Source organism: Jeongeupia chitinilytica, assembly GCF_014652315.1.
Lineage (GTDB): Bacteria > Pseudomonadota > Gammaproteobacteria > Burkholderiales > Chitinibacteraceae > Jeongeupia > Jeongeupia chitinilytica.
Map to the genome: position 1 here is coordinate 460,341 of NZ_BMYO01000002.1, position 19,382 is coordinate 479,722.

Genomic DNA, 19,382 nt, shown 5'->3' on the forward strand with positions numbered 1-19,382 from the left:
TCAGCGAAGAACTTCTGCAATTGCGTAAACGGGCACGGCGCCGGCTGGTCGGAGCGGTCGCTCTCGTGCTGTTTTCGCTGATCGTGCTGTGGACCGTCATGGATGGCGAGCCGCCGGCAGCGCTCAACCACGGTGCCGCACCGGTCGAAATCATTGCCAGCGCTCCTTCCGCATCGACGGTGGCCGCGGCGGCCAGTTCCCCTGCAATGGCCGCGAACGAGGTGACGCCGCAACCTGTCGCTTCCCTGCCTCAGCCGATTCCCGAGTCGTCCTCTCCGGTCATCGAACAGGACAATGCCGCGCTGTTGCCGGGCAAGCTCGTGAATCCGCAGCTGGAGCGAAAGCCGACGCCGACGCCCAAGCCTTCACCGGTACCGGCCAAGGATGCCAAGGCAAACGCCGAGCGGCACGAAGCGACACCGGCGAAGGATCCAGCACGCATCCTGGCTGGGCTTGACGATGATGCAAGCAAGAAGGGCAATGCACGTCAGTACTACCTGCAACTGGGCGCCTACGCCGACAAGGCCAAGGCGCAGGAAATGATTTCCAAGCTCAAGGAAGCGGGCATTCCGGCCTATGGTGAAACCGTCAGCACCGACAAGGGGGCGCTGACCCGCGTGCGGGTCGGACCGGAAGACCAAGGCACGGTCCGGAACTGGCAGCAGAAGCTCGACGCGCTGGGTGTCTCTGCCCGGTTGGTCAGCAAATAAGTCATGACCGGTTTCGATTACGCGGTACTCGCCATTCTCGGCCTGTCGATCCTGCTGTCGGTCATGCGCGGCCTGACGCAGGAGCTGCTGGCACTGGCGGGCTGGGTGATCTCGGCCTGGCTTGCATTGAACTATGCCGCCCCCATGTCCATTCACATGCCGGCTGCGTTGCCGAATGAAGGATTGCGCTATCTGGCAGCGCTGATATCGATTTTCTGTGCTGCCTGGCTGTTGACTGCCATTGTGCGGATCACGCTGAACCAGTTCCTCAAGGCGACCGGGCTCAAGCCTGTCGATCGCCTGCTGGGCTCGGTGTTCGGACTGGTGCGCGGAAGCCTGTTTGTCGTGCTGCTGGTGCTGGCGGCCGGGTTGACCGGTTTGCCGAAGACCGAATTGTGGCGTGATGCGATGTTCAGTCCGCTGTTCGAACAGGCGGCGCGAATGACACTGCCGTGGCTACCCGAGTCGCTGGCCGGGCACGTGTCGTTCGATTGAAGGTTTTACCAAGTATCGAGGTTCTGCTATGTGTGGCATCGTGGGCGTGGTCGCCAAAACCCCGGTGAATCAGTTGTTGTACGACGGGCTGCTGGTCCTGCAGCACCGGGGGCAGGATGCCGCAGGCATCGTCAGCGCCGAAGGGCATGTCTTCCACATGCACAAGGGCCAGGGTCTGGTTCGTGATGTCTTCCGTACCCGCAACATGCGTTCGCTGCTCGGCAATGCCGGCATCGGCCATGTGCGCTACCCGACCGCCGGCTCGGCGTCGAGCCTGGCCGAATCGCAGCCGTTCTACGTCAACAGCCCGTTCGGCATCGTGCTCGCGCACAACGGCAACCTGACCAACGACAAGGCGCTGAAGGACGACATGTACCGCAGCGACCTGCGGCACATCAACACCAATTCCGATTCCGAAGCACTGCTGAACGTGTTTGCCCACGAAATCAGCCGTCGCACCCAGGGACCGATCCTGACACCGAAAATCGTTTTCGATGCGATCGAGGCGGTCCATTCCCGGGTTCGCGGCGCTTACGCCGTGGTCGCACTGATCGCCGGTTTCGGGCTGGTTGCATTCCGCGATCCGCACGGCATCCGGCCGCTGTCGCTGGGGCGGCACGAAACTCCGGAAGGGACCGAGTACCTCGTTGCCAGCGAGTCGGTCGTGCTCGACACCATGGGCTTCAAGTTCTGGCGCGATGTTGCACCAGGCGAGGCGATCTACGTCAGCTTCGACGGCGAGTTCCACAGCCGTCAGTGCCATCCTGCCCCGAAACTCGTGCCGTGCATTTTCGAGCACGTTTACTTTGCCCGTCCGGACAGCGTGATCGACGGGATTTCGGTACACGAGGCCCGACTGAAGATGGGCGAGCAGCTTGCCGACAAGGTGCGTGCGATGGTGCCGGCGATGGACATCGACGTGGTGATTCCGATTCCGGATACCAGCCGCGATGCGGCGCTCGAACTGGCCAATACGCTGGATCTGCCGTACCGCGAAGGCTTCATGAAGAACCGGTATATCGGCCGGACCTTCATCATGCCGGGGCAGGCCAGCCGCAAGAAGTCGGTGCGGCAGAAGCTCAACCCGATCGCCGGCGAGTTCCGCGGCAAGAACGTGCTGCTCGTCGACGATTCGATCGTTCGCGGTACGACGTCGAAGGAAATCGTCCAGATGGTCCGCGATGTCGGCGCCAGGAAGGTCTACCTTGCGTCGGCCGCGCCACCGGTCATGTATCCGCACGTTTACGGCATCGACATGCCGACCCGTGCCGAGCTGATCGCCACCGGGCGCACGCACGAACAGATTGCCGAAGAGATCGGTGCCGATGCGGTGATCTACCAGGACCTGTCCGCACTGGTTCAGGCCTGTTCCGACGCAAGCGGCGGTGCCATCACCGAGTTCGAAACCTCCTGTTTCGACGGCCGCTACATCACCGGTGACATTACCGATGCCTACCTCGATGCGCTGGAAGCCAAGCGCCTGTCGCCGCTGTCGACCAAGACCAAGGAAGGGGATGCGGACAGCCGTGTGCTCGACCTCAATATTGGCGTTGCCGAGCAGAATTTGATCTAATAACCCCAGATCAAAGAAGCGTCATGCATATCAAGGGCCGCGGGATCTTCTCCGGCCCTTGTTGCATGTGAACGCCAGAAAACGCAAGCCGATACAGGATGCCGAAATGACCGACCGCACCGATCTTCACCCCGATACGCTGGCCGTCCGCGCCGGCACCCACCGTACCGAATTTGGCGAACATTCCGACGCACTGTTCCTGACGTCGAGTTTCGTCGTCGACAGCGCCGAGGATGCTGCGCTGAAGTTCGGTGGCCAGATTCCGGGCTATACCTACTCGCGCTTTACCAACCCGACCGTGACCGCGTTCGAAGACCGGCTTGCAGCGCTGGAAGGCGCAGAACGTGCGGTGGCCACTGCCTCCGGAATGAGCGCGATTCTTGGTCTGTGCATGGCGCATCTGAAGGCGGGCGACCATATCCTCGCGTCGGCCGGCCTGTTCGGTTCGACGATCCAGTTTTTCAACAACTACATGACCAAGTTCGGCGTGGAAGTCAGCTACGCCAAGCCGACCGATCCGGCTGACTGGTCGGCTGGCGTGCGGCCGAATACCAGGCTGTTCTTTCTTGAAACACCGTCGAACCCGCTGACCGATGTCGCCGACGTTGCTGCGATCGCCGAAATTGCCCACGCCAATGGCGCCTTGCTGGCGGTCGACAACTGTTTTTGCTCGCCGATCCTGCAGCAGCCGCTGGCGCTGGGTGCGGACATCGTCATCCATTCGGCAACCAAGTATCTGGATGGCCAGGGGCGGGTGCTCGGCGGTGCGGTCGTCGGCAAGTCCGAGTTCGTCGAGCCGGTCTACCTGTTCCTGCGCACGTCCGGTCCGACCCTGTCGGCGTTCAATGCCTGGGTGCTGCTCAAGGGCATGGAGACGCTGCCGCTGCGCATGCGTGCGCACTGCGACAACGCACTGAAGCTGGCAGCCTGGCTGGAGGCGCACCCTGCAGTCGAGCGCGTCTATTATCCGGGGCTGGCCAGCCACCCGCAGCACGCGCTGGCGATGCGGCAGCAAACGGGCGGCGGCGGTGTGGTGTCGTTCGAACTCAAGGGTGGCAAGGATGCGGCCTGGAGGCTCGTCGACGCCGTGCAGCTGATGAGCCGGACGGCCAATCTGGGCGACGTGCGTACGACGATCACGCATCCGGCTTCGACGACGCACGGCCGGCTGACCCCGGAGGCGCGCGCAGCCGCCGGCATTCGCGACGGGCTGATCCGGATTGCCGTCGGTCTCGAACACATCGATGACCTGACTGCCGATCTCGCGCTCGGTCTGGGCTGAGCACCACGATTCACTGTCCTGCGGGGCCGGCACCCGATATGCTGGGCCCGCATTCTCCGGTGACGGGACGACCCGTCACTGCCTGTCACATCCGGGGACGGCCCCGACCTTCGCAAAGGAAATGGCCGTGTCTGCCTCTCTCGTTCCTTGGGTTTCCCTCGTTCTCGCCGGTCTGTTCGAAGTCGCCTGGGCGCTTGCCCTGAAGGCTTCGCACGGTTTCAGCCGGCCGCTGCCGTCGCTCGTCTTCGTACTGACATTGACCGCGAGCATGGGCCTGCTTGCGTACGCGGTGAAGCATCTGCCACTCGGTACGGCGTATGCGATCTGGGTCGGCATCGGTACGCTCGGAACGGTCGCGCTCGGCATCGTCTGGTTTCACGAGCCGTTCAACCTCTGGCGTGCCGCCTCGGTGCTGCTGATTCTGGCCGGCATCATCGGTTTGAAACTGGGCTGAGCCGGTTTTCACCCAGGGAAATTGCTTATGTTTCGCCGCCTGCGCGGCGGCGGATCATCCTGTCTGTTGTAGTTTCATAAAAATGACTACATTGCGCCTCCCGGACGCAATGAACTTCATGACTCGGAGACAGGATGAGTACGCTCAAATCAAAACTGATCTGGCTCGCCGTCGCCATCGCAGGGGCATTCGCCTTTGGGGTGCTGGCGCTGAACCGGGGAGAGCACGTCAACGCCGTGTGGATGGTCGTCGCGGCGGTTGCCTGCTATAGCATTGCCTACCGCTTCTACAGCTCGTTCATCGCCAGCAAGGTGTTCGAGCTCGACGATCGCCGGATGACGCCGGCCGAACGTCGCAACGACGGCCTCGACTACGTGCCGACAAACAAGTGGGTGCTGTTCGGCCACCATTTCGCCGCGATCGCCGGTGCCGGTCCGCTGGTCGGGCCGATCCTCGCCGCACAGATGGGCTATCTGCCCGGTACGCTGTGGATCCTGATCGGCGTGATGATTGCCGGTGCGGTGCAGGATTTTCTGGTGTTGTTCATCTCGACCCGTCGCGACGGCCGGTCGCTCGGCGAAATGGCCAAGCAGGAGCTGGGTCCGTTTGCCGGCGTGGTGGTGATGCTCGGTGCGCTCGGCGTGATGATCATCATCCTGTCGGCGCTGGCGCTGATCGTCGTGAAGGCGCTGGCCGACAGCCCGTGGGGCACGTTCACCATCGCCGCGACGATTCCGATCGCGCTGTTCATGGGCGTGTACATGCGCTACATCCGTCCGGGCCGCATCGGCGAGATCTCGGTCATCGGCTTCATCCTGATGATGCTGGCCATCGTCTACGGCGAAGACATCGCCCACAGCCCGGTCTGGGGCCCGATGTTCACGCTGCACGGCACCCAGCTCGTCTGGGCGCTGGTGATCTACGGTTTCGTCGCCTCGGTGCTGCCGGTGTGGCTGCTGCTGGCACCGCGTGACTATCTGTCGACCTTCCTCAAGATCGGCGTCATCGTCGGTCTGGCGGTCGGCATCGTGTTCGCCGCGCCGGAGCTGAAAATGCCGGCGATCACCCGCTTCATCGACGGAACCGGCCCCGTGTTCTCGGGCAGCCTGTTCCCGTTCCTGTTCATCACCATCGCCTGCGGCTCGATTTCGGGTTTCCATGCACTGGTGTCGTCGGGTACGACGCCGAAGCTGGTCGAGCGCGAAAGCCACATGCGCATGATCGGTTACGGCGGCATGCTGATGGAGTCGTTCGTTGCCATCATGGCGCTGATCTGCGCCTCGGTGATCGACCCGGGTGTGTACTTCGCGCTGAACTCGCCGGCCGCCGTGATCGGCAAGACGGTCGAATCGGCCTCGGAAGTGATCAACGGCTGGGGTTTTGTCGTTACGCCGGACATGCTGGTGCAGATCGCCAAGGAGGTCGGCGAGCACTCGATCCTGTCGCGTGCCGGCGGGGCACCGACCTTTGCCGTCGGCATGGCCCACATCATCACCGACATCTTCAACAGCCGCGCGATGATGGCGTTCTGGTACCACTTCGCCATCCTCTTCGAAGCCCTGTTCATCCTGACCGCCGTCGATGCCGGTACGCGGGCCTGCCGCTTCATGGTGCAGGATCTGGCCGGCGTGGCGATTCCGTCTCTGGGCAAGAGCCGCAGCTGGCTCGGCAATATGGTCGGGACCACGGTGGCCGTTGCCGGTTGGGGTTTCTTCGTCTACCAGGGCGTCGTCGACCCGCTGGGCGGCATCAATACGCTGTGGCCGCTGTTCGGCATCGGCAACCAGATGCTGGCATCGATGGCACTGATCCTCGGTACCGTCGTGCTGTTCAAGATGAAGAAGGAGCGCTATGCGTGGGTGACGGTGGTGCCGACGGTCTGGCTGTTCATCACCTCGATGAGCGCCGGCTGGGAAAAGATCTTCAGCGCCAATCCGAAGATCGGCTTCCTCGCCGTGGCCGACAAGTTCAACGCGGCCGCCGCCAGCGGCACGATCATCGCGCCGGCGAAGACGGTCGAGGACATGCAGCGCATCGCCTTCAACAACCAGATCAACGCCACGCTGTGCGGCTTCTTCATGCTGGTTGCCGTGGTAATGCTGGTCGCTGCGTTCTTCAACATCCGTCGTGCACTGGCCGCACGTCATCCGACGGTGCGCGAGGCCGAGGTCCAGCTGCGCAACGAGGCTTCCGCCAATGCTTGATCTTTCCTTCCTGACCGGTGGTCGGCGCGAGCCTGCGCCACCAAAAGCCATCGATGAAGGCGACGAGTACCAGCGTTACCTGCTCGATCACCAGCGGCGTCACGCGGCCGGTACACCGATGAGCCGTGCGGAGTTCGAGCGCTACAGTCTCGGCTCGGACTGGCTGTCAGGACTCAAGGATGCGGCGAAGAAGGTCGTGCAGACCTGCCGCCTGATGGTGGGGGTGCACGACTACGAGTACTACGTCGAGCACATGCGCAGCCAGCACCCGGATGCGACTCCAATGAGTCGCGAGGATTTTTACCGCTACTGCCTGGAAGCGCGCTTTCCGAGTGCCGACCGGGCCGGCGGCGGCAAGTGCCCTTGCTGATCGCCCGGTTCGGGATGGAAAAAACGCCGCCGCAAGGCGGCGTTTTCCTTTAGGCCGCTTGCGCCTAGGCCGGGTGGCCTAGGTGAAGCGATCCGGTCTAGTTCCAAGTGACTAGACGAACAGAAGTCGTTGATTTCAGTCAATTTTCCGTCGTCGGTATTTACTTGTCCTAAGTGCCGCGAATTCGCGATCATCTCTTCAATGCATCACCCCGCGCGCGCGGCGGTGTCAGCCAAGGAGTGACGAATGCAAAAGCAGCGACTGGTACTGATCGGCAACGGCATGGCGGGCATCCGCACGCTCGAGGAAATCCTCAAGCACGACAAGGACCGCTACGAGATCACCGTGATCGGTGACGAACCCTGGGGCAACTACAACCGCATCCAGCTCTCGCCGATTCTGGCCGGCGAGCAGAAGCTCAAGGACATCATCCTCAACGATCTCGACTGGTATGCCGAACACGGCGTCCGGCTGGTCAAAGGCTGTGCCGCAACGCGGATCGACCGCGAGCGCCGCGAGGTCCATACCGCCGCCAGCGAGGCGATTGCCTACGACAAGCTGCTGATTGCGACCGGCTCGCGCCCCTTCATGCTGCCGGTGCCGGGGGCCGAACTCGACGGCGTGATCGGTTTCCGCGACATCAAGGACACCGAGAAGATGATCGTTGCCGCGGCGCTGCATCGCCACGCGGTGGTGATCGGCGGCGGCCTGCTGGGGCTGGAAGCCGCACACGGGCTGAAGCTGCGCGGCATGGACGTGACGGTGATCCACCTCGGCGACTGGTTGCTGAACCGCCAGCTCGACGAAACCGCCGGCCGGCTGCTGGAAAAATCGCTGGCCGAGCGCGGGCTGAAACTCAAGCTGGGTGCCAAGACGCAGGCGCTCGTCGGTGAAAACGGTCATGTGACCGGCGTGCGGCTCGAATCGGGCGAGCTGATTCCGGCCGATCTCGTGGTGATGGCCGTCGGCATCGTGCCGAACGCCGATCTGGCGCGCGAGGCCGGCATCGAAGTCAGCAACGGTATCGTCGTCGACGATACGCTGGCGACCAGCGACGAACATGTCTACGCCGTCGGCGAGTGTGTCAACCACCGTGGCGTGTCATACGGACTGGTCGCACCGTTGTTCGAGATGGCCAAGGTGCTGGGCAACCAGCTCGGTGGTTGCGGCAAGCAGCGCTACACCGGCACGACGACGTCGACCAAGCTCAAGGTCACCGGCATCGACCTGTTCAGCGCCGGCGAATTCATGGGCGGCGAGAACTGCGACGAAATCGTGCTGTCCGACCCGGCCGGCGGCGTCTACAAGCGGCTGATCGTGCGCGACAACAAGCTCGTCGGCGCCTGTCTGTACGGCGACACAAGCGATGGCGCCTGGTACTTCCAGCTGCTGCGGCAGGAGCGCGATCTGGCCGACCTGCGCAGCCAGCTGCTGTTCGGGCCGCCGCGCGATCTGGGTGACCACGGCACTTCGGGTGCCAGCCGCGCCGCCGCACTGCCGGACGACGCCGAAATCTGCGGCTGCAACGGCGTCACCAAGGGCGTACTGGTCAAGGCGATCAAGGAAAAGGGCCTGTTCACCGTCGACGACGTCAAGAAGCACACCAAGGCCGGCGCCTCGTGCGGCTCCTGTACCGGTCTGGTCGAGCAGGTGCTGATGAGCACCGTCGGCAGTTCGTTCCAGGACGCACCGAAGCGCAAGTCGCTGTGCGGCTGTACCGACCACACCCATGGCGAAGTACGCGAAGCGATCCGCGAGCAGCATCTGGTGACGCTGGCCGACACGATGAAGGCGCTGCACTGGAAAACCCCGGACGGCTGCCCGACCTGCCGTCCGGCGCTGAACTACTACCTGATCTCGACCTGGCCTGGCGAGGCCAAGGATGATCCGCAGGCGCGTCTCGTGAACGAGCGCGTGCATGCCAACGTGCAGAAGGACAGCACCTTCAGCGTGATTCCGCGCATGTGGGGCGGGGTGACCAGCCCGGCCGAGCTGCGCAAGATTGCCGACGTGGCCGACAAGTTCAACGTCAAGATGGTCAAGGTCACCGGTGGTCAGCGGCTCGACCTGCTCGGTGTGAAGAAAGAGGACTTGCCGCAGATGTGGCGCGAGCTCGACATGCCGTGCGGCATGGGCTACGCCAAGGGCCTGCGCACGGTGAAGACCTGCGTCGGCAAGCAGTTCTGCCGCTTCGGCACACAGGATTCGACCGGCATGGGCATCGCGCTGGAAAAGGCCTTCGACCGGATGTGGGCGCCGCACAAGGTCAAGCTCGCCGTCTCGGGTTGCCCGCGCAACTGCGCCGAAGCCGGGATCAAGGACGTCGGCATCATCGCCGTCGATTCGGGCTGGGAAATCTATATCGGTGGCAACGGCGGCATCAAGACCGAAGTGGCCGAGTTCTTCACCAAGGTGAAAACCGAGGAAGAGGTGCTCGAGTACTCGGGTGCGGTGTTGCAGCTCTATCGTGAAGAGGCGTATTACCTCGAGCGCACGGTGCACTACATGGGACGCGTCGGCCTCGACTACATCAAGTCCAAAGTGCTGGAGGACGCAACCAACCGCAAGGCGCTGTGGGCGCGACTGCAACTGGCGCTCGCCGGCGAGCCGGACCCGTGGCAGGCACAGCTGGGTGCCGATGCGGCAGCCCGCTTCACCGACCTGACCGTCTGACCGAGCGATACCGATTGATGCCTGCCGCTCATGCGGCGGGCCGACCAAGGAAAACCGACATGAGCGCCGATAAGAATCAATGGCAATCCATCTGCAAACTCGACGACATTCCGGCGCAGGGCGCCCGCGTCGTCAAGCGCGAAGGCAAGACCGATATTGCGCTGTTCCGCACGCTCGACAACCGGGTATTCGCGCTCGATGACCACTGTCCGCACAAGGGCGGCGCGCTGTCGCACGGGTTGGTGTACGGTGATACCGTCGCCTGCCCGCTGCACAATTTCAAGATCAGCCTGCAGACCGGCCAGGCGCAGGCGCCGGACGAAGGCCACACGCCTTGCCACAAGGTCGAACTGCGCGACGATACGGTCTGGCTGGCCGTCGACTGAAGGGAGACAACGAGATGGGATACCGACTGTTCATCGACCCGACGACCACGCCGCAAGCGGTCTATCCGGGCATCGAGGGTGACTGGCAGCAGGCCGCCAACCATGATCAGGCCGTGATGGCTGTGGTGCTGAACGGATTGCCGGATGAAGTCTGCGCGTCGAAAACGTGGTCGGACTCGGAGGATGGCCAGCAGTTTGCCCGCTGGCTGGTGAGCGCCGATCTGGACGGCACCATCCGTCTGAGCGAGCAGTTTGTCTGGCGTTGCCACGATACGAGTGGTTCGGTGGTGGATGAGGGCAATCAAGCCCTCACCGAGTACCTGAACAGCAAGTTCTTCAAGTGCAGGTTGAATGTGCTGCCACGATAGAAAAAGCCGCCCAAGGGCGGCTTTTCCATGGATCGTCTTACTGTGCGTCCCCGGTCCGGATGACGATCACCGGTGTCGAACCGTCGATAATGACATTGCGAATTTGTCCTTCGATCGACTCGAACCACATGGTTGTCGAACTGTTCTCGGTGGAGATCGAAAGCAGTCGACCATATGCTTTGGGAATCTGGATTGCACGGCGCTGCTGACTGAATCTGTTGATGGGGCCAAAGGAAACCCTGTCCTCGTAACTGCTGGATTCGTCGACCAGCGCGCCCGACCGGAACTGGTACGCGTGGGCCGGGCTTGCAAGCAGGGAAAGCAGCAACGCCGCTTTTGTGCCGGTAAGAAACGGCTTCATCCTTCCTTCTTGCCGAGTACCTGATACCAATACACGCATCACTTCCAGTCCCCACGCAGTTGTGCGACTTGCGCTTCCAGCAGCGTACGCGTGACCGCTTCCGGCGCCACCGGCTCTCCCACATTCACCCCGATTTTCGACCAGATGCCGCGTGGCCACTTCATCATCGCGGCACCGTCCTTGCGGCTGAAGAAGCTGCCCCACAGGCCCTGCAGCGCCATCGGGATAACCGGTACCGGGGTGCGGCGGATGATTTCCTCGATGCCCGGCTTGAAGCGGTTCATTTCGCCGTCCTTGGTGATCTTGCCTTCGGGGAAAATGCAGACGACCTCGCCGACTTCGAGGTATTCGGCGACGCGGTCGAAGGCCTTGTCTTTCAGGGTGGCATCCTCGCGCACCGGTGCGATCGGGATGGCTCCGGCAGTTCGGAAAATGAAATTGAGGACCGGGATGTTGAAAATGCGGTGGTCCATCACGAAGCGGATCGGCCGGCGTACGCGGCCGGCGAGCACCATGGCATCCATGAAACTGACGTGGTTGCACACCAGCACGCAGGGGCCCGTTTCCGGAATGTTGTCGAGGCCCTGTGCGCGAATCCGGTAGAGCAGGTGGGTGAGAATCCACACCTGGAAGCGCATCATGAACTCGGGAATCAGCGAGTAGATGTAGATCGCGACGGCAACGTTCATCAGGGCCACGGTCAGCAGCAGCCCCTTGATCGACATGCCGGCCTTGAGCAGGACGATGCTCATGCCGGCAGCGACGACCATGAAGAAGGCGTTGAGGATGTTGTTGGCGGCGATGGCGCGCGAGGTGAAGCCGGGTTCGGAGCGCACCTGGATCAGGGCATACAGCGGCACGATGAAGAAGCCGCCGAACACGCCGAGCAGCAGGATGTCGGCCATCACGCGCCAGTGGCCGGCTGCGCTGATGAAACTCATCAGTTCGTACTGGCCGGCCGGTGCGCTGGCGAGCGCGAAGTACAGGTCGACGCCGAACAGCGACAGGCCGATCGAGCCGAACGGCACCAGACCGAGTTCGATCGAGCGCCCCGACAGGCGTTCGCACAGCATCGAACCGACACCGACGCCGACCGAGAACAGCGTGATCAGCAGCGTGTAGACCTGTGCATCGCCGTGCAGCACGGTTTTGGCGACTTCGGGCAACTGGGTCAGATAGACCGCGCCGAAGAACCAGAACCACGAAATGCCGAGCAGGCTGTTGAAGACGGTCTTGTTCTTTTTGACATGGGCGATGATGTGCCAGCTTTCGCCGATGACGTTCCAGTTGATCGGCAGTGTTGCAGCCGGCGGTGGTGCCGACGGCATGCTGCGGCTGGTGAGCCAGCCGAGCACGGCGACGCCGACGCACGCCCAGATGATCAGCATCTCGCCGTGCGGCTGGTGGCTGATGATCAGCGTGCCGGCGATCTGGCCCAGCAGGATGGCGATGAAGGTGCCCATCTCGATCAGGCCGTTGCCGCCGAGCAGCTCCTGCGGCTTCAGGTACTGCGGCAGGATCGAGTACTTGAGCGGACCGAACAGCGTCGAGTGCACGCCCATCATGAACAGGCAGCCCATCAGTACCGCTGCATCGTGCGTGGCGAAGCCGTAACCGGCGGCAAACATGATGAGGATTTCGAGGAGCTTGATCCAGCGCGCCAGGATCGCCTTGTCGTATTTTTCGGCCAGTTGTCCGGCAAAGGCGGAGAACAGGAAGAACGGCAGGATGAAGATGCCGGCGGCCGCGTTGACCAGTGTGGCCGCACCCATGCCCGCGGCCGACAGGCCGTGGAAGGCGATCATCACCAGCAGCGCGTTCTTGAACAGGTTGTCGTTGAACGCGCCGAAAAACTGCGTGACGAACAGCGGCAGGAAGCGGCGGCTGCGGAACAGGTCGAACTGGTTGGGGTGCGACATCGGCGCGGGTCCGGTAGATGACAATCCGGCGGCAAGTCTACCCTAGAGCGCTGGTGAAATCCTTGCCGGTTGCATCGTGCTTACTTACGCCTTGCCGTATGCGCGATGTGCGGCGTTCAGGCTGGCCAGATCGCCCCGAGCACGCGCGGGCCGGCTGCACCGGTGACCGCAGGAACGTTGCCGCTGGCGCCTGCAAGGCAGCGCTGGGCCAGCCAGGCAAACGCGATTGCCTCGACCCAGTCGGGATCGACGCCGAGGACGGCCGTACTGGCGATGCCGACGCCGGGCAGGGCGTCGCCCAGCATCGCCAGCAGGGTCGGATTGTGCGCACCGCCGCCACAGACGAACACGTCGTCGACGCCGGGTGCGGTGGTGCGGATCGCGTCGGCGATGGTGCGTGCGGTATAGGCGGTCAGTGTGGCCATGACGTCGGCCGGCGCGTCGTTGCGGCCGGTCAGTTGCGCGTCGAGCCAGCCGGCGTGGAACAGGTCGCGTCCGGTGCTTTTCGGTGCAGCGAGTGCCAGATACGGTTCGGCCAGCAGCTGTGCGAGCAGCGCGTCGAGGACCGTGCCGCCGGCCGCCCAGGCGCCAGCTGCATCGTAGCGCTCGCTACGGTGGCGGTGGATCCACAGGTCCATCAGCACGTTGCCGGGGCCGGTGTCGTAGCCGGAAACGTCGCCGTTGCGAGGCAGGTCGGTCAGGTTGGCAATGCCGCCGATGTTGACGATCACGCGGTGCCGATGCGTATCGGCAAGGATTGCGTGGTGGAAGGCCGGCACCAGCGGTGCACCCTGACCGCCGGCGGCAACGTCGCGCGAGCGGAAGTCGCCAACGACGGTGATGCCGCAGCGCTCGGCCAGCCGGGCGTGATTGCCGAGCTGGATCGTATAGCCGCGTTCGGGACGATGGCGGACGGTCTGGCCGTGATTGCCGATGGCAATGACGTCGGCGGCATCGACGCCAGCCTGCGACAGCAGTGCGGCAACCGCATCGGCATAGCAGTCGGCCAGGCCGTTTCCGGCACGCCAGGCCAGGTCGATTTCATCCGGCGACGGCGCCTGCAGGGTGAGCAGGTCGTGCCGCAAGGCCTCGGGCAGCGGGCTGCCTTGCGCCGCAAGCAGCACCGGCTGTGCGTTCGAAAGATCGACGAGAACGGCATCGACGCCGTCCAGACTGGTGCCTGTCATCAGGCCGATCAGCAGTTGCGGGCGCGCCATGCTTCCTCGTTAGCGGATGCTGGCCAGTCTCGAGCCGTCCAGCAGTGCCAGCTGTTCACCCAGCGGGGTGGTCTGTTGTTTGAATGCGGCAAGCCAGTTTTTGCCCAGCGCCGCGTCGGCCGGCAATTTTACTGCCAAAGGGTCGACCGGTTGGTCGTTGATGCGGAATTCGAAGTGCAGGTGCGAGCCGGTCGAGCGGCCGGTACTGCCGACGTAACCGATCAACTGGCCCTTGGTGACGGTGCTGCCGGCCTTGAGCCCGCCGGCGAACTTGCTCATGTGGGCGTAGACGGTCTGGTAACGGCCGTCGTGGCGGATTTCCGCCATGTTGCCGTAGGCGCCCTCGCGGCCGTACTTGACCAGCTTGCCGTTGCCGGCCGCATAGACCGGCGTGCCGGTCGGTGCGGCCAGATCGACGCCTTCGTGCCCGATCCGGCGCTTCAGGACCGGATGCAGGCGGACGCCGAAGCCGGACGAAACGTGGGTGAAGTCGGTCGGATAGCGCAGGAAACGTGCCGCTGCGCTGGCGCCATCCTCGGTGTAGTAGCCGCCGGGCTGGCCTTCCGGCTGGAACCAGAAGGCGCGCTGCAGCGTCTTGCCGTCGCTGAACGAGGCGGCGAGGATGCGGCCGGTGCGTACGGTCAGCCCGTCCTGCTGGAAGGTCTCGTAGACCACGCTGTAGCGGCTGCCGGCGCCGAGCTGCCGCTGGTCGCCGTTGTCGAACAGTGCGGCCAGCTGCTGGCGGACCGGGGCCGGCAGGTCGAGTCGGGCGATGGCGCTGCCTGCGTCGCCGCTGAGCCTGCCGCCGCCGTACGCGGTGGACTGCACCAGCGGGACTTGGGTGGTTTCGACGCGAAAACCTTCGCCATCGCGGCGCAGGGTCAGCCGTTGTTCGTCGTTGCCGAGGTAAGCGAGTTCGTTGAGCTTGCCGTCCCGGGCGATCACCGCATGGACGCTGCGACCCGGCGTCAGGTCGAAGAAGCCGCGGGCGGCAGGGGTGCGGCGCAGGTAGTCGAGCGCAGCCGGGTCGTCGACCGACAGTCTCGCCAGCACGCGTGCCAGGGTATCGCCGCTGCGGACGACATCGTCCTGACGCAACGGGGTCGTGGCGATCTGCCCGACCAGTTCGGGCGTCGGCAGCGATTGCGTCACAGGGTGAACCTGCACGGTTTCCTGCGGGCCGTACTCGGCGACACCATAGGCGGTGACGGTCAGCGAAACAGGGATTGCAATGGCTGCCGCAAGCCACAGTAGCGGCAGGTGGGGCGGGTGTTGTGGTGTGTTCGACATCGTTTTCTGACGGTGTTCGGATTTCAGGATCAGGACGGAAGTTATCAGCGTCAATCGGGTTTTGCCAACCCTTATTTTTCCTAAAAATCCTTATATCACAAAGACATACGAAGCTTTTTCCAAGGGCTTGCGCAGGCAGAAATGCCGGCGGGCGTTGCTTTCGGTCGTCACTTTCAGCCGGGGAAATGTTCTGACGCAAACACTGCGTTCCGGCCGGCTGGCTGTACAAAGCCCTGAAGGTGGACCGCGCCGCCCGTCATTGGTGCTACACCGGTGATATTCACGCTCGCCAATATGACGTAGTGAAAATGTAAGGTCTTGATGAAGAATGGACTTTTCGTCTCCGGCGCCCTTCAGAACCGCATTCCACGGCCGCGCCGCGCGCTGGGCGTCATGCGCCGCATGCGTCTTGGTTACCCCATTCTCGAAGCCGGGCCGCTGGCGATTACCACCTATCTGGACGGTTACGGCGCCGAAGCCGCGCTGTGGCTCGGGTACTTCCGCCGCAACGGCTGGATCGCCGCGCAGGACTGGCCCAATGGCGTCCGGGCGTGGTTCCTCTCCGATCACGGGCTGGCGATCCTCGCGCTGGGCGAAGACTGGTGGCAGTCGCTGAGCTGGAGCCAGCGACTGGTCTACTGGCTGAGCTGAGCCGGCGGCTTCAGCGTGCGCGGGCCAGTGCGGCAGCAATCGTTGCCGCGTGAATGGCAACCGTGTCGGTGATGGGGACGGCATAGCCGCCGCCCATGGTGACCGCAACCGGCACGCCGTAACGGTTGCAGCTGTCGAGCACCATCGCGTCGCGTTCGGCCAGACCAGCGCGGGACAGCGCCAGCCGGCCCAGCCGGTCGCCCTGATAGGCATCGGCGCCGGACAGGTAAATCACGAGGTCGGGCCAGCTCGCCGCGAACAGGCTCGGCAGCTCGTGAGCCAGACGGTCGAGGTAGGCGTCGTCGCCACAGCCGTCCGGCAGCTCGACATCATGGTCGCTGACTTCCTTCTGGAACGGGAAGTTGCCGGCGCCGTGCATCGAAAACGTATACAGCGCCGGGTCGCCGGCCAGAATTGCCGCCGTGCCGTTGCCCTGATGGACGTCGAGGTCGATGACCAGTGCGCGCCGGATGGCCCGTTCGCGCTGCAGCAGGCGAAGGGCGACTGCACTGTCGTTGAACACGCAGAACCCGCTGCCGCGCTCGGCATAGGCATGGTGTGTGCCGCCGGCAAGGCTGGCTGCAATGCCGTCTTCGAGCGCGGCACGGCAGGCTGCAATCGTTGCGCCGGTCGAACGGCGCGAACGCTCGACCAGCGCAACCGACCAGGGCAGACCGATCGCCCTTTCCTCGGCCCGGCTCAGCGAACCGGTTTCGAGCTTGTGCAGGTACTCGGCGGTATGTGCGCAGCCGAGTTCGTCGTTGCCGGCGCGTGGTGCCTCGACAAACACGGCGCCTGCGGCTTCGGCCACCGCCTCGTACAGCAGGCGGTACTTTTCGGCCGGAAAACGGTGGCCCTCCGGCAACGGCAGGGGGAACTGGTCGGTCCGGACAATGCGCATGGTCAGCGGGGCGCGTCCTGCCCGGGCTTGCCGTGGCCGGCGAAGTAGCGGCCGAAACCGACCACGGCGACGCCGGTGGCCGAGAGGATGTGCACGTCGGTGAGCAGCCGCGCCAGCCAGTCGCGTGGATAGATGTCGCCATAGCCGACGGTGGCCGAGGTGACGATGCTGAAGTGCAGGCAGTCCAGAAAGGTCTTCAGCGCGCCGCCGAAGAACGCCAGCGGCGTATCCGGATCGTAGACGTGCAGGTCGTGCATGCCGGCAAAGGCGTTGTTGTCGAAGTCGAACAGCGCCAGTGCGTAGTAGATCAGTGCGAACTGAAGGATCAATCCGCCGTAGAGCCGGACCAGTGCCGGCAGGCTGTGCAGGCGTTTGGCGGCCATGCTCGTCATCAGGGCGCCGATCTGAACGACAAACAGCAGCCAGACCATCGAGCGCACCCAATGGTAATTGTCGAGCGTGAAGGCGCGGCCATGATGCTTGTAGACCAGCAGCGTCAGCAGCAACGCCAGCACGATGGAGATCAGCGCGGCAATCAGCCCCAGCCGGTCGGTGCGGCGGATGCGCAGCACGGCTCAGGCCTGCAGCGGTCCGAGCCGGCCGTCGGCGAGGTGGTACTGCAGGCGGCAGCGCTGGGCGAGCGACGGGTCGTGGGTGACGATGACGAAGCTCGTCTGCAGGTCGCGGTTGAGTTCGAGCATCAGTGCAAACACCGATTCGGCGGTGCCGCGATCGAGGTTGCCGGTCGGTTCGTCGGCCAGCACGCAGGCGGGCTGGTTGACCAGTGCGCGGGCGATGGCGGCGCGCTGGCGCTCGCCGCCGGACAGCTCGCCCGGCTTGTGGTGCAGTCGGTGGCCCAGGCCGACACGCTTGAGCATCTCGCGCGCTGCGGCGAAGGCGGTGTCCTTCGGTTCACGACGGATCAGTAGCGGCATGGCGACGTTTTCCTCTGCGGAAAATTCGGCCAGCAGGTGGTGGAACTGGTAGACGAAACCCAGCTTGCGGTTGCGCAGCTCGCCGCGGGCGGCCTCGTTCAGTGCAAACGGGTTGGTATCGCCGATGCGCACGCTGCCGCCGCTCGGTGTATCCAGGCCGCCAAGGCAATGCAGCAGCGTCGATTTGCCCGAGCCGGACGCGCCGACGATGGCGGCGGTGTCGCCGGCCTCAAGGCTGAAGTCGACGCCTTCGAGTACCGGCGTGTCGAGTTTGCCGCCACGGTAGTGCTTGACCAGACCCTGGGCGCTGAGGATGGGCTTATTCATAACGCAGTGCCTCCGCCGGGTTGATGCGGCTGGCACGCCAGCTCGGGTACAGCGTCGCGGCCAGCGACAGGACCAGCGAAATCACCGCAATCGTCGTGACGTCGCCCGGAATGATCTTCGACGGCAGTTCGGTGATCAGGTAAACGTCGGGCGAAAGGATGCGGGTGCCGATGACGCGTTCGATGAACGGAATGATGACGTCGAGATTGCTGGCAACCAGCACCCCGCCGAGCACGCCGCACAGCGTGCCGAAAAAGCCGGAAATCGCGCCCTGGATGACGAAGATCTTCATGATCGACCCGGGCGAGGCGCCGAGCGTGCGCAGGATGGCGATGTCGGCCTGCTTGTCGGTGACCACCATCACGAGGGTCGAGACGAGGTTGAACGCGGCGACGGCGACGATCAGCGTCAGGATGATGAACATCATCCGCTTCTCGATTTCGACCGCGCGGAAATAGGTCGGGTTTTCCTGCGACCAGTCGCTGACCAGCAGCGACGGCATCGTCCGGCCGAGGTCGCGGGCTACGCTGCGGGCGTTGAACAGGTCGTCGAGCTTCAGGCGCAACCCGCTGACGTCGTCACCGGTGCGGAACAGTTTCTGCGCGTCGCCGATGTGGATGAAGGCGAGGCCGGCGTCGTACGGATAGTAGTCGGCGCGGAAGACCCCTACGACGAGGAACTGGCGGAAGCGCGGAATCAGCCCGGCAGGGGTGACCTGACCTTGCGGCGTGATCAGGGTGATCTTGTCGCCGGCGCGCACGCCCAGTTCGGCGGCGAGCTGCCAGCCGAGCACGATGTTGAACTGGCCGTCCTGGAGGTCGCTGAGGCGCCCGGCGAGCATCTTGTTGGCGGCCTCGCTGACCGTCGGCTCGAGCGCCGGATCGATGCCGCGGATGATCGTGCCCTTGACCTGGCTGCCGTTCGCCAGCAGTCCCTGGCCGAGCACGTAAGGCGCGGCCGAACGGACGTGCGGATTCTGTCTGGCGTCGGCGGCGGCCTGGTGCCAGTCGGGCAGACGATTGTCGGCGCCCGTGATCTGCACGTGCGCAGCCATGCCGAGAATCCGGTCGCGGACTTCCTCCTGAAAACCGTTCATCACCGAGAGCACGATGATCAGCGCCGCAACGCCGAGCGTGATGCCGAGAATGGAAACCAGCGAGATGAAGGAAATGAAGCCGTTGCGGCGTTTGGCCCGCGTGTAGCGCAGGCCGATCAGGAGTTCGTACATGGCCCAGGCCGAGGGACGGAGGCGCGGATTTTAGCACA

Annotated in this window: 19 protein-coding genes; 11 read left to right on the forward strand and 8 right to left on the reverse strand. The window is 64.0% G+C overall.

The annotated features are described in order from the left end of the window. The first annotated feature begins 65 nt into the window (after positions 1 to 65). The 10 genes from IE097_RS05285 (at position 66) to IE097_RS05330 (ending at position 10,515) form a co-directional block, all read left to right on the forward strand. The gene (locus tag IE097_RS05285) at positions 66 to 710 is read left to right on the forward strand and encodes an SPOR domain-containing protein (RefSeq protein WP_189459093.1); all 645 of its coding nucleotides are present in this window, start codon (positions 66 to 68) and stop codon (positions 708 to 710) included. A 3-nt stretch (positions 711 to 713) separates the two neighbouring features. After that, complete coding sequence (locus tag IE097_RS05290) at positions 714 to 1,205, forward strand: CvpA family protein (RefSeq protein ID WP_189459094.1); 492 nt, start codon at positions 714 to 716, stop codon at positions 1,203 to 1,205. 28 nt (positions 1,206 to 1,233) lie between these two features. Then, positions 1,234 to 2,778: an amidophosphoribosyltransferase gene (gene purF / locus IE097_RS05295; protein WP_189459095.1), complete on the forward strand. Its 1,545-nt coding sequence runs from the start codon at positions 1,234 to 1,236 to the stop codon at positions 2,776 to 2,778. A 106-nt stretch (positions 2,779 to 2,884) separates the two neighbouring features. Further along, positions 2,885 to 4,060, forward strand: coding sequence for an O-succinylhomoserine sulfhydrylase (locus IE097_RS05300; protein WP_189459096.1), 1,176 nt, complete (start codon positions 2,885 to 2,887; stop codon positions 4,058 to 4,060). A gap of 127 nt (positions 4,061 to 4,187) precedes the next feature. Continuing rightward, the gene (locus IE097_RS05305) at positions 4,188 to 4,514 is read left to right on the forward strand and encodes a DMT family transporter (protein WP_229797438.1); all 327 of its coding nucleotides are present in this window, start codon (positions 4,188 to 4,190) and stop codon (positions 4,512 to 4,514) included. Positions 4,515 to 4,648: 134 nt separating this feature from the next. Continuing rightward, positions 4,649 to 6,718: a carbon starvation CstA family protein gene (locus tag IE097_RS05310; protein ID WP_189459098.1), complete on the forward strand. Its 2,070-nt coding sequence runs from the start codon at positions 4,649 to 4,651 to the stop codon at positions 6,716 to 6,718. Then, on the forward strand, positions 6,711 to 7,088 hold the full coding sequence (locus IE097_RS19265) for a CstA-like transporter-associated (seleno)protein (RefSeq protein WP_189459099.1): 378 nt from the start codon (positions 6,711 to 6,713) through the stop codon (positions 7,086 to 7,088). The genes IE097_RS05310 and IE097_RS19265 overlap by 8 nt, the downstream gene beginning before the upstream one ends. Positions 7,089 to 7,334: 246 nt before the next feature. After that, positions 7,335 to 9,761, forward strand: a complete 2,427-nt coding sequence (gene nirB, locus IE097_RS05320) for a nitrite reductase large subunit NirB (protein WP_189459100.1) — start codon at positions 7,335 to 7,337, stop codon at positions 9,759 to 9,761. A gap of 59 nt (positions 9,762 to 9,820) precedes the next feature. Beyond that, positions 9,821 to 10,147 (forward strand): nitrite reductase small subunit NirD, encoded by a 327-nt coding sequence (nirD, locus tag IE097_RS05325; RefSeq protein WP_189459101.1) that lies wholly within the window; start codon positions 9,821 to 9,823, stop codon positions 10,145 to 10,147. A 14-nt stretch (positions 10,148 to 10,161) separates the two neighbouring features. Further along, positions 10,162 to 10,515, forward strand: a complete 354-nt coding sequence (locus tag IE097_RS05330; RefSeq protein WP_189459102.1) for a hypothetical protein — start codon at positions 10,162 to 10,164, stop codon at positions 10,513 to 10,515. A 37-nt stretch (positions 10,516 to 10,552) separates the two neighbouring features. Here IE097_RS05330 and IE097_RS05335 read toward each other — a convergent pair whose 3' ends face one another. From IE097_RS05335 to IE097_RS05350, 4 genes are all read right to left on the reverse strand, one after another. Then, complete coding sequence (locus IE097_RS05335; protein ID WP_189459103.1) at positions 10,553 to 10,876, reverse strand: hypothetical protein; 324 nt, start codon at positions 10,874 to 10,876, stop codon at positions 10,553 to 10,555. A gap of 38 nt (positions 10,877 to 10,914) precedes the next feature. Continuing rightward, positions 10,915 to 12,795 (reverse strand): MFS transporter, encoded by a 1,881-nt coding sequence (locus tag IE097_RS05340; RefSeq protein WP_189459104.1) that lies wholly within the window; start codon positions 12,793 to 12,795, stop codon positions 10,915 to 10,917. A 116-nt stretch (positions 12,796 to 12,911) separates the two neighbouring features. Continuing rightward, on the reverse strand, positions 12,912 to 14,012 hold the full coding sequence (locus IE097_RS05345) for an anhydro-N-acetylmuramic acid kinase (RefSeq protein WP_189459105.1): 1,101 nt from the start codon (positions 14,010 to 14,012) through the stop codon (positions 12,912 to 12,914). 9 nt (positions 14,013 to 14,021) lie between these two features. After that, a complete protein-coding gene (locus IE097_RS05350) occupies positions 14,022 to 15,302 on the reverse strand; it encodes a M23 family metallopeptidase (RefSeq protein WP_189459106.1) in 1,281 nt (426 codons plus the stop codon). A gap of 321 nt (positions 15,303 to 15,623) precedes the next feature. Between IE097_RS05350 and IE097_RS05355 the strand changes: the two genes are divergently transcribed. Beyond that, positions 15,624 to 15,953 (forward strand): hypothetical protein, encoded by a 330-nt coding sequence (locus IE097_RS05355; protein ID WP_189459107.1) that lies wholly within the window; start codon positions 15,624 to 15,626, stop codon positions 15,951 to 15,953. A 10-nt stretch (positions 15,954 to 15,963) separates the two neighbouring features. Here IE097_RS05355 and IE097_RS05360 read toward each other — a convergent pair whose 3' ends face one another. From IE097_RS05360 to IE097_RS05375, 4 genes are read right to left on the reverse strand one after another with little or no spacing between them, the layout of a single operon-like run. Then, positions 15,964 to 16,854 carry a histone deacetylase family protein gene (locus tag IE097_RS05360; RefSeq protein ID WP_189459108.1) on the reverse strand — a complete coding sequence of 297 codons (891 nt, stop codon included), beginning with the start codon at positions 16,852 to 16,854 and terminating at the stop codon, positions 15,964 to 15,966. A gap of 2 nt (positions 16,855 to 16,856) precedes the next feature. Beyond that, a complete protein-coding gene (locus tag IE097_RS05365) occupies positions 16,857 to 17,426 on the reverse strand; it encodes a potassium channel family protein (protein WP_229797439.1) in 570 nt (189 codons plus the stop codon). A 3-nt stretch (positions 17,427 to 17,429) separates the two neighbouring features. Beyond that, the gene (lolD, locus tag IE097_RS05370; RefSeq protein WP_189459109.1) at positions 17,430 to 18,116 is read right to left on the reverse strand and encodes a lipoprotein-releasing ABC transporter ATP-binding protein LolD; all 687 of its coding nucleotides are present in this window, start codon (positions 18,114 to 18,116) and stop codon (positions 17,430 to 17,432) included. After that, positions 18,109 to 19,344: a lipoprotein-releasing ABC transporter permease subunit gene (locus tag IE097_RS05375; RefSeq protein WP_189459110.1), complete on the reverse strand. Its 1,236-nt coding sequence runs from the start codon at positions 19,342 to 19,344 to the stop codon at positions 18,109 to 18,111. The genes lolD and IE097_RS05375 overlap by 8 nt, the downstream gene beginning before the upstream one ends. Between the last annotated feature and the right edge of the window lie 38 nt (positions 19,345 to 19,382).